The following is an 11,974-nucleotide window of genomic DNA, read 5'->3' on the forward strand; positions in this document are numbered from 1 at the left end:
GGCACGGTCTCGGTCAACCCGGACGGCAGCGTCACTTACACGCCAAACGACAACTTCCACGGTACAGACAGCTTCACGTACATCGTTACCTCCGGTGGGGTATCGGAATTCACCACGGTGAACGTCGATGTGACGCCAGTGAATGACGCGCCAGTGGCAAAAGATGATACCGCTGTCACTGACGAAGACACGCCAGTGACGATTGATGTTCTGCCAAACGACACCGATATTGATGGCGATAAGCTGTCTATCCAATCGGCGTCTGTGCCGAGTGAGCAAGGGACAGTCGAGATTGTTGACGGCAAACTGGTCTTCACGCCGGCTGAGAACTTCCATGGTGACGCTGAAATCACTTACACCATCACCGATGGTGCACTGACTGACCAAGCGACGGTCACCGTCACCGTGAATGCGGTGAACGACACACCTGTGGTTGAAAGCAACATCGCAGACCAAACCTTGGCGGAAGATTTCACGCCATACACCATCGATCTAAATACCGCATTCAGTGATGTGGATAACGCCGATGGTGAGTTAACGTTTAGCGTCTCAGGTAACAGTAATGTCAATGTCTCAATAGAAAATGGCATCGCGACCATTAGCCCAACGGCAGACTGGAACGGCTCAGAAGCGTTAACCTTTACGGCTACCGATCCAAGCGGTGAAAGCGTCAGCCAAACGGTAAACTTTATGGTTGCGCCTGTGGCAGATATTGAATCTGACCGCGCGACGGTTGTGGAAGACACGCCGACCATCATTAACGTCCTAGGTAACGACACGTTTGAAGGCGACGACAAAGTGGTGTCGCTGGATACCAATAACGGCCCAGCCAACGGCACGGTCTCGGTCAACCCGGACGGCAGCGTCACTTACACGCCAAACGACAACTACCACGGGGCTGACAGCTTCACCTACATCGTTACCTCCGGTGGGGTATCGGAGTCCACCACGGTGAACGTCGATGTCACACCAGTCAATGATGCGCCAGTGGCAAACGATGACGCGGCAACAACACAAGAAGATACCGCTGTCACGATTGATGTCCTACCAAACGACACTGATATTGATGGTGATACGCTGTCTATCCAATCGGCGTCTGTACCTGAAGCGCAAGGCACAGTCGAGATTGTTGACGGCAAATTGGTGTTCACACCGGCCGAGAACTTCCATGGCGACGCCGAAATTACTTACACCGTTACGGATGGTTCACTGACTGACCAAGCAACGGTCAACGTCACCGTGAATGCGGTGAACGACACGCCTGTGGTTGAAAGCAGCATTGCAGACCAAACCTTGGCGGAAGACTTTACGCCATACAGCATCGATCTAAACACCGCTTTCAGTGATGTGGATAATGTTGATGGCGAGCTGAGTTTCAGTGTTTCTGGCAACAGCAACATTCAAGTGGCGATCGTCAACGGTATTGCTACGTTCACTCCAACGGCAGACTGGAACGGCTCAGAAGCGCTGACGTTTACGGCCACCGATCCAAGCGGCGAAAGCGTTAGCCAAACGGTGAACTTCACGGTAGCCCCTGTGGCGGACATCGTGGCAGACAACGCGACGGTTGTGGAAGACACGCCGACCATCATTAACGTCCTAGGTAACGACACGTTTGAAGGCGACGACAAAGTGGTGTCACTGGATACCAATAACGGTCCAGCCAACGGCACGGTCTCGGTCAACCCGGATGGCAGCGTCACTTACACGCCAAACGACAACTACCACGGTACAGACAGCTTCACCTACATCGTTACCTCTGGTGGCGTCAGTGAGTCCACCACGGTGAACGTCGATGTCACGCCAGTGAACGACAAACCTGACAGTGAAGACTTTACGCATGTGGCCGATGATCAGCTTACGCACGTTGTGTTTGATACCGATACGAAGCCTCTGGGTCGCGGTGACTCTCAAGATCATATCGCGGATGTTGAAGACGACTTAAAAGGCAACGATCTACATGTCCGAATTACTGAACTGCCAACCTCAGGTACGTTGTTCTTTAAAGATAGTGATGGTGAGTTGCACGAAATTAAAGAAGTAAGCGATACGCTTTATGACAAAGACAGCCTTTACTATGAAGCTGATAATGTGGGTTTCTTATTAGGTATCAAGGATCGCCCAGATACACTAAATAGTTCCGAGTCTACAACAGATTTCAATAATTGGGGGCTAAGTGAGGACGGAGGTCCATCACACTCCCGTACTGAGCATTTAGCAAATGGAGCTTCTATCACCATTTCTTCTGATAGCGGTGAGCTTGCGCAGTACAACCGCCAGGTGTCACACATCGGCAATGGTATCGCTGACAATGATGGGCAGGGTATTGAGAAAGGTGAAACGATTACGATCGATTTGTCTAATAATCCTGTGGGCAGCGTAAACCTTGGCTTAGATGGATTAGGTGGATTGTTTGATTACGGTGATGACAACGCAGCACTTATTACGGTTACATACTTAGATTCAAATAATGTCCAACAGACTCAAACGTTCGAGTTTTTGAAGCCTGAAGGCAACTTCATGCTATTCCAAGAAACAAGCGTTGGTTATGGGAAAGAGCTAGCTCTTCCTGAAGGTTCGGTCATTACTCAGTTAGATTTTTCTACGAAAAATGAAGGGAACTGGGAGTTACGTTATGTAGAAGGTGTACCTGCCGAAGACAGCTTTGGATATGTGGCAGTCGACTCTGAAAATGGCGTTAGCGATCCATCTACAGTCAATATCGTTAATGAAATGCTAGATGGTAATATTGCTGAAAATGGGCCAAGCCTGTCTGTGGTCGGTGATAGCGTGACTGAGGGTGACAATGTCACGTTCTCGGTTGTTCTAAATGAAACCACTAGCACTGCCGTTAAGTACCAAGTTGATATGCTTGCTCAAGGTTCTTCAGTTGATAAGAATGACGTAAATCTATCAAATGCAACCTATACAAATGGTGTTGTTTTCTTAGGTGGTTACTTGATTGTTCCTGCAGGTATAAGTAGCTTCGAAATATCGATTCCGACTATTGATGACTTGGTTGTGGAAAGCAGCGAAACGGTCGTTCTTGAGCTCGGAGGTGAAACGGGGACGGCAACAGTTCTTGATAATGATAGTACAGAACTTAGCGTAATAGATGCTGGCGATGTAATTGAAGGAACTGACGCAATATTTACCGTTTTACTCTCTAACCCTGTTCAAGAGGCCGTTGTCGTCAATCTGAAGTCAACAACAAATGATAGCTATACTGCGGAAGATGTTGATCTAGGCACTATGGTAGTGACCTATGTGGATACTCATGGTCAAACTCAAACGTTAGATATAGCGCCTAATGGAGACGTTACTATACCTCCAGGTGTCGCTGAAATTAAAGTCGTAGTCCCGACCAAACTAGATAATGTCCATGAAGGTGATGAGAGCTTTGGTCTGACGGTTACGGAAATCGGTAGTGTCAGCAGTAATGGTATTGCAACTGGTAACGCAAATATTGTGGATTCTGATCCTGCACCTTCAGTTAGTATTAGTGCCGATCAAAATAGCGTAAATGAAGGTGAAACGGCAGGCTTTACGCTGACACTTGATAAAGTTGCAGATGAGAGTGTTACGGTTCATGTCGAATATAGTGGCGTGGCCCAAGATGGAAAAGATTTTGTTGGCGTTCTGAGTGTTGAAGTTCCTGCGGGTCAATCTTCAGCTGCTCTTGACTTACTGACGGTCACCGATGGTATTTATGAGGGCGCAGAATCTTTCACAGTAACCATTAAAGAGGTTGATGGCGCTGATGCGAGCATTGCTTCAAATAACAGCGCAAGTGTTGTGATCGTTGATGCCCAAAGTGCACCGAAAGTGACTATTAGCTCAGATCAATCCTCAGTTGATGAAGGTAGTGATGCAAAATTTATCGTCAACATTGACCAAAAAGCAGATGAAGATGTACTGGTAACATTCACAATCGGAGGGAATGTTGATGACAAAGATTATATTGCTCCAAGTACGTACACAGTCACGATTCCAGCGGGTAAAACGTCGGCGCCGATTGATATAAAAACTCTCGATGATGGTATTTACGAAGATCTTGAAAACCTAACCGTGACTCTAATTGATACGGTTGGTGCAGATTCGACGCTTGCAAGTGACTCGAATGAAGCAACAGTCTCTATTATAGATGCTCAGCACGCTCCAGAGTTTATTTCTGGCGGCGATAGTGCTGGTGACAAACCAAATGATGATGTTTACGACTTCGGGTCAGTTAACGAAAACACGGTGAGTGGGGCCGTTATCGGCACGGTCGTTGCTGAAGATCACGATAATGACGTGCTTGTATACCGCTTTGCAGATGGCTCGAGCACTAATGGTATTTTTGATATCGACCCGACAAGTGGAGAGATTTCATTAAACAAGACAATCGATGATGTTGACTTGGGCGATTATACGCTTCAGGTTGAGGTTATCGATGGAACTGGCGGGATTGATACTGCCGAGGTAAATGTTTCTCTGGTAAATGTGAATGATGCTCCTGAATCTTCGCCTTCAGTGGTTGAGATGAATGAAGATACTCAAGTGATGCTTGATTGGTCATCATTCGGTATTAGCGATGTGGACTCTGATGTATCAGATCTATCCGTCCAAATTACAACGCTTCCTAGCGATGGCTCATTAGAGTACAGAGATTCGCAAGGCGATTGGCAGTCTGTACAAATCGATCAAGTCCTCGATAAATCGCTTTTTGAGGAAAACGGTGTTCGTTTTGTACCTGAATTAAATGAATCAGGCAGTGACAGCTTCGGCGGAAATCAAGTCGGAGATCAGGAATCTAGTTACGCTCAAATTGGTTTTAAACCGACAGATGGGCAGAGCTCTGGTCAAGAGTCGACACTGACAATAGACGTGAACCCTGTAGCTGACAAACCGAACTTAATTGCAGTGACGCCATTAAACTCATTGCCTCAACAAGAGTTTAACGTTACGACATGGAGTAATGTTCAAGTTGGTTCTAGTGATGGTATGGGGGTCAATGGAGAGACTCTAATCTCAGCGATCAACGCTCTTAATGAAGCCGATGGTACTCGATTGAGTTGGGCAAATGTGGAAGATTTAGGGACTCATGCAACCTTGGCAAATGAGGCCGTTCTAGTCACATCTCTTGTTTATCTCGAAGCTGGCTCGAGTTACGACTTTGTCGGTCAAGCCGATGATAGCCTTGCAATCAAGTTGGGTGGTACGTTACTTGATCAAGCTCGTTGGGGGAGCTACAGTGGTGATATTAAGGGAGCTAGCTTTACCCCTTCGGTATCTGGCTTTTATCCAATTGAAATTTATCACCATAACCAAAGTGGTCCGGGTAACTTTAATGTGGATGTATCCATTAATGGACAAGCGCCTGTCAACCTGAGCAATAGTAGTCTTTACGTAGTTAGTGATGAAAGTGCACTAGAAGCAACTGATATCAGAACGTCTGAACTACAAGAAGTTAATGGTGTTGCGTTTTACGAAACATACCAGCTGAACGAAGGGTTACAAGATACAGCGATACCTCTCTCTGAAATTAAAGCAAGCTTAAATGATACAGATGGCTCTGAATCACTTAAAGTCACGCTAACTGGCTTACCTGTAGGTGCGATCCTTTCAGATGGAAATAGTTCTATTACTGTCGCAACTATTGATGAAGAACTGGACGTGACAAGTTGGGCATTAGATGCACTTACTGTGACTCCACCTGCGGGCTCCCATGATGACTTCACTATCAATTTGACTGCAACGAGTACAGAAAGCTCGAATGGTGATTCAGCAGAATCTAACTTGGCGATCAATGTTGTAGTACATGAGAACTTACCGACGGAAACGGAAAGTGATTTGGGCGAAACCATAGAAGACAATACTCTACAAGGGAATGTATTGCTTAATGACTCTGACGGCGACAATATTCTGATGGTAGATCATCTTACTATCGATGGTGCTGATTACGAGGTAGGCGAAAGTGTTTCTTTGACTAGTGGTACGTTACTAGTAAACCGAGATGGTAGTTACATATTTGAACCTGCTGAGCATTGGTCAGGTGACGTTCCATTAATTAGCTATACCACAAATACTGGCGTAACAAATACACTTGATATCAATGTTGTTGCTATCGCAGATGCACCTACGATCACGATCAATGTTGGCGACTTAGTTAAACGAGATGCTATTGATCCAAACCATCACTTAGCTACATCGGCAATAAATAATACCAATACCGAAAATGAGGCTGTCGCAGCCAACCTTGGGTTGGATAATGCAGTACCTAAAATTAATACACACGCTGGTGTTGTGTTGGGAGTCAATACTGACTTAAGTGACACCGACAGCTTGTTTGTTGGGACAGATTTCAACGATGTATTCTATGGTGGCGGTGGCGATGACGTATTTGTTGGCGGTGGTAACAATGATACGTTTTATGGTGATGACGCGACCAGTCTCACTCTGCATGATGGTAAAGATACAGTCTACTTAACAGGGAACTTTGATGACTACAAAATGACCTTCAAAGACGATCATGGAGGTAAAGTTCCATATTGGATTTTATTAGATAGTCGTTCTATCGATTCGGTAAACGATCATACAGGTAGTGATGACCGAGGTGATCATTTATATGAAATTGAACGCGTTGTTTTTGCAGACAAAATTGTTGATTTGAAACCTGATGGCACTTATGAAGTGCTTCAAGATCGCTGGATTTCGGTCGATGTGGATGTTGATCTAGTTGATGTCGATGGAAGTGAGGATTTAGCGCAGACTGCTCTTGTACAAGATCTACCAGACGGTGTTGACGTGTATGTTGATGGGGTCGCAATTAAGCAAGATTCAAATGGAGATTACCCTGTCACTCTTGGTACAGATGGTAAGCTTTCCCTGGATATCAGAGTGCCATTCGATTATGAAGGCAGCTTAGAGTTCCCGCTAAGCGTTACTGCTACGTCTGTTGAAGGATCAAATAATGACGCAGCTTCAACAACTGAATCCGTTGAGCTTACAGCTCGTGACTATGTGTTGGAGTCGGGATCGCATGGGAATGATCAGATAACGGGTAGTGACGATCACGATATTATTGTTGGTGATGTTCAAGGATTGGAGATCATTGCAGGTCAGGACTACAACATCGCATTTGTTCTGGACACTTCAGGGAGCATGGGTAACTGGGTAGGAACTGCGAAGCAAGAAGTGCTAGATGTGTTTGATGAGCTGTTAAGTGCGGTAAATCAAGGAGAGAAGCCAGGGACAGTGAATATTCACCTTAGTGAATTTGCTTCAAGTGCATCAGCGGTGATTTCTGTTGACTTGAGTTCTCTTACAGCAAGAAAAGAGTTTGTAGAAGAGTTGAATCGTGTAATTGATGATGAGGGTTCTGGCGGCACAAACTATGAGGCGGGCTTACAGTCGGCCGTTGAATGGTTCAGCAGTCAACCTAACCCTAATGGCCAAAATATCACGTACTTTGTTACGGATGGTCAACCAAATAGAGCAACATACCTCTATGGTGTAGCACCGAGTGAATTCTCGAAAGTGATTTTGGACGTCGATAATTCTGGCAAGCTTGTTACCCTGCAAGATATTGCGAGTAAAAACAATTACTCATACGGACAAACCGTTACCTACAAAGGTGATGTCGTTATAGATAGTTACGGTAAGGTTTATTCACCGCTAACAGGAAGAATCCTTGGCGATATCGACAGATATTATGGCTCTATCCGTTATTACGATGAAGGGAATAGCTCGACACAAGCTCAACACATGTATCAAGTACTAGCGGCATTGTCCTCTATAGAAGCGATAGGTCTTGGGAGTGGCGTTGATGAACATACACTCAAGCAGTATGACACTGATGGTGTGGTAGAGTCAGATATTGATGTTACTAAGCTTGCTGAAACGATATTGGGTCAAGATGTACCTCTCAAACAAGGTTCAGACACTATTCAAGGAGGTGAAGGTAACGATATCTTGTTAGGTGACTTAATTGAGTTTGGTGGTAATGAACAAGGCTTAAGTGCGATTCAATCACATGTGGCGCAGCAAACGGGTCAGGATGTGTCTACCGTTGACGGCGAAGATATACATGAGTACGTTAGAAATAACTTGGAAGAATTCAACCAAAGTCACCAAGGAGATAAATCGGATAATTTATATGGCGGCGCTGGTGATGACTTACTATTTGGTCACGGTGGCAACGACATACTCGTTGGCGGTGAAGGGGATGATATTCTGATTGGTGGTTTAGGTAGTGATACTTTAACAGGGTCAGAAGGGGCGGACATCTTTAAGTGGAGTGAAGTCACTAACGATGTTGATACTGTCACTGACTTCAATAAAAATGAAGACGCTCTAGACTTCTCAGATCTGTTTGACGACTTATCTAAAGATGAAATTGGAGAGCTTCTTAATGATCTTCAATCAGGTGATCATACTGGTGATGTCGGAGAGTATCATGTAGAAGTGGCACCAGACGGGGGATCTGAGGCAAACCTGAGTATTACAAAAGGGAGCTCGACATTGGACATCCATTTTGACGGTGCAAGTGTTGATGATGTGACTCAAAGCTTAATTGCGAGTTTAGAAGCTCAGTACAAAGACATGTAGTAGCGCTAAACTGTAGTCAAATTTAAAATCAAAAAAGGTCTAGCAATTTGCTAGACCTTTTATTTTTACGGTCTGTTTATTGTTGTGCTAGCTTTTTGGAAGTGTTGTGAAAACGGTCCATTCTTTCTTCACTTCACCCTTGTGGCCAATCACTGTTGCGGTTACTCGACGGTTCAATGCGTGACTAACTTGGTCTGTACCTTGTGTCGCAAGTACTGTGTCTCCATAGCCGACAATGGTAACTCTATCTCCACTAATGCCGTTCTTCATGAGCTCTTTTCTAACGTTTTCAGCGCGGCGCTTAGATAAGTCAAGATTATGTTCTGCAGTACCAGTGCGACTAGCATAACCTTGAATCTCTATAGACGTGTTCGGGTACTCTTTCAAAAAGTCGGATAGTTCAAGAATTTGTTGCGTAAAGATAGGGTTGATCACATCGGAATCGTTCGCAAATAGTACTCGAATTTGCATTTCTTGTGAGGAGTCAACGTACGAACCACAACCGTCGTTGTCTATTTCGGCACCCAAAGGTGTACCCGGGCACAAATCTCGCTCGTTAATGACTCCGTCAGAGTCATCATCTATATGATCAGCCCACTGATCGGCAATTGGGGTATCTATGTAATCATATTCATCACCACGATCTGATGAACTGCATGCGGAGAGCATTAATGAGAGTGTAATAAAAGCTATGTGTTTCATAATTAATACTCCACTTCTTCTAGCCATTCTTTAGGCATTTCAACCCTTAATGCACTCAACAGTTGCCCAGTTGCGTTCATCACTCGATATTTGGCGTACTGCTCTGCGTATTTAGAATCTAAGTAGTCTTTACGCGCCTCAAAGAGCTCGTTTTCAGTGTTCAATAGATCAAGCAGTGTTCGTTTACCGATGCGATATTGCTTCTCGTAAGCAATTACGGTTTCAGACGCAGAGTCTACATGATCTGATAGAAACTCTTTTTGTTGTAATGTTAAATCAAGCGCACTCCAAGAAAGCCTTAACCCTTCTTCAACATTGCGATAGGCACCTTCACGCAAGTCTTTTGCTTTATTTAGCTGGTAGGCAAAGTTTTCTGAGTTCGCTGCATCACTGCCACCATTGAATAGGTTGTAGCGTAGACGCAGCATGGCAAGTGTCTCATCACTTCGACCTTTTAAACCATCAGCGTCGTCACGCCATGTTTGCGAAGCTTCAATTGAAATGGTTGGGTAATTAACACCTTTAGACTGTTTGTATTGAAACTTAGCCGAGTCTACGTCTGCGAGCGCCACTTGAATAACGGGATGAAGTTCAAATGCCAAGCCTACCGCTTCATCAACCGTGTACGGGATAAAGTTTTGGTCCGCTCTCGGAAAGATTAACCCTTGTGGTGTTTGACCGACTAAACGAGTGAACATCGTGTGAGAGTCATACAGGTTATTTTGAGCAGCAGCTAAGTTTCCGTGTGCTTTTGCCAAACGTGCTTCTACCTGCGTCAAGTCAGCAGTAGAGCCGATACCCGAGTTGACTCGTTTTTTAATGTCATCGTAAATATCTTTATGAACAGCAAGGTTGTTTTCTGAAAGCTTTAGGACTTCATACGCTTTAACAGCGTCCAAGTACACTTTAGTCACTTCAAGTGCCTTATCTGAAGCATCTGCTAAGAGTTGAAATCTAACAGATTCAGCATCAGCTGCGGTTCGATCAATATCATTTAACGTAGCGCTACCATCCCATATTAGTTGGGTCAGTGTCACTGAAGCTTCCTTTCGAGTGTAATCCGTGTCTCCTCGACCAACTTCATCTGACGGGTCTAATCCTTCATATCCAATTCCAGCATCTAGATCAACAGAGGGGAGGTAAGCACCTGATGAAGCTTCATTTATGTACTTCTGGCTCATAAACTCGTTAAATGCACTTTTAATATCGGGGTTATTTTGTAGCGTCTGTGCAACCGCTTGCTCTAGAGTTTGACCGAAAACTGGTGAAGACACTATTAAGCAACAGCAGGCTATATGTACTCGATTCCATCTCACGTTAGTTCTCCTAAAATCATGTCGCTCTTATTCTGTTTCATATTTGAGACGAGAAGTTACAAACAATGAATTTTCTTAGTGCGTATTATCAACTTGTTGATGTTTAAATGTTTAATTCAATAAAAAACAACAATCTTACTCTCTAAACTCTAGCATACGAGGCAAAGCTTGCTTGGTAAGTGGTCGATTTTTTCGTAGAAAACCTTTTTATCTTAAGAGCATAGCGGAAACTGGTTTAAATGAAGGCAAATTCTTCGGTTATTTTCCTTATTACTCTCAAAAAACTAAATCCTCTTGGAATAAAACGAAAAATTCATATTTTGTCTAAACTATAGACGTGTTTAGTGCAGTAACAAGCCTTTAATTAAACTAATACAAGGATGAAGAGCATGGATCGAGTAGCGTTAAGTTCATTGATGAGCAATGTCGTGGTTATAGGGCTTGATGGGAACCTGAGAAGTCTTGAAAGTGGTCAGCTACCTCAGCCTGGTGAATTAATTATTGAGGAAGTTTCTGATACATCAGAATTAATTGTACAACAGGTAACACCGCAAGGTAGTTCAATTAACGTTACTGATGATGTCACTGCGCTAATCGAGGCTATCGCTAGTGGAGAAGACCCGGCTGCTCTTGGTGAGGATTTTGAGCCAGCTGCTGGTGAGGAAAGTGGTTCTAGCCCCCAAAATACTGGTGCAATAGATCGTACTGGCGCTGAATTGTTGGCTAGTACGAATTTTGAGACCGTCGGTATTGATGGAATCGGACTATCTACAACTCAAGCACTATCTTTGTTGGATCTTTTCAGAGTAATTAATGGCCCTGTACCACCGACTATCTTAGTTCAAGAAATATCTAGTCCGACTATCAACGAAGGTGACCAAGTTGTATTCGATATTACTCTAAGTCAAACAACTGAAGACAATACTGATGTCATTCTTTCTCTCCTTGATGGAACCGCAACAGGCGGCTCAGCTGACGAGAACGGGAGTGACTACGTCAATGAGCGTGTCCTCATAACATTTTCTGATGGTACAACAGAAGAAGTTTCAGTCGGTGAAAGCGGAACCTTTACCATTTCGATCCCACCGGGTGAAAGTGACTTTACGGTCTCTATAGACTCTATTGACGACTCTGTATTTGAAGGCCCAGAAACGTTTACGCTCTCTGGCACGACAGAAGAACAAAGCACACCTGTTACTGGGACTGCCACTATTTTAGATGATGGTAGTGGACCTGGCTCAAATCCTGATGATGATCGCCCAGCGGTAACGATGAGTGATGCAGGTACGGTTAATGAGGGTGAGACAGCGAACTTCAAAGTGACGCTGTCGAATGCCTCCGAGTCCACTGTTCAAGTCGAGCTAGGC

Annotated in this window: 4 protein-coding genes; 2 read left to right on the plus strand and 2 right to left on the minus strand. The window is 44.5% G+C overall.

Translation table 11 applies throughout. The features are described 5' to 3' along the window. On the plus strand, positions 1-8,589 hold an 8,589-nt coding region (locus tag R7P36_RS24535; RefSeq protein WP_318122324.1), incomplete at its 5' end, for a tandem-95 repeat protein. Positions 8,590-8,676: 87 nt separating this feature from the next. On the opposite strand, the gene R7P36_RS24540 is transcribed toward R7P36_RS24535, so the two are convergent. Then, the gene (locus R7P36_RS24540; RefSeq protein WP_005377363.1) at positions 8,677-9,291 is read right to left on the minus strand and encodes an OmpA family protein; all 615 of its coding nucleotides are present in this window, start codon (positions 9,289-9,291) and stop codon (positions 8,677-8,679) included. Between the two features lie 2 nt (positions 9,292-9,293). Continuing rightward, positions 9,294-10,607, minus strand: coding sequence for a TolC family outer membrane protein (locus tag R7P36_RS24545; protein ID WP_021707835.1), 1,314 nt, complete (start codon positions 10,605-10,607; stop codon positions 9,294-9,296). A gap of 389 nt (positions 10,608-10,996) precedes the next feature. Between R7P36_RS24545 and R7P36_RS24550 the strand changes: the two genes are divergently transcribed. Next, the coding region (locus tag R7P36_RS24550) for a Calx-beta domain-containing protein (RefSeq protein WP_318122326.1) at positions 10,997-11,974 on the plus strand (978 nt) is incomplete at its 3' end.

The sequence above is a fragment of the Vibrio sp. 397 genome (assembly GCF_033339395.1).
Classification (GTDB): Bacteria; Pseudomonadota; Gammaproteobacteria; order Enterobacterales; family Vibrionaceae; genus Vibrio; species Vibrio alginolyticus.

Excerpts from the sequence above, each read along its gene's own strand:
- R7P36_RS24540 (WP_005377363.1), bottom strand. The coding sequence starts at position 9,291 with ATGAAACACATAGCTTTTATTACACTCTCATTAATGCTCTCCGCATGC.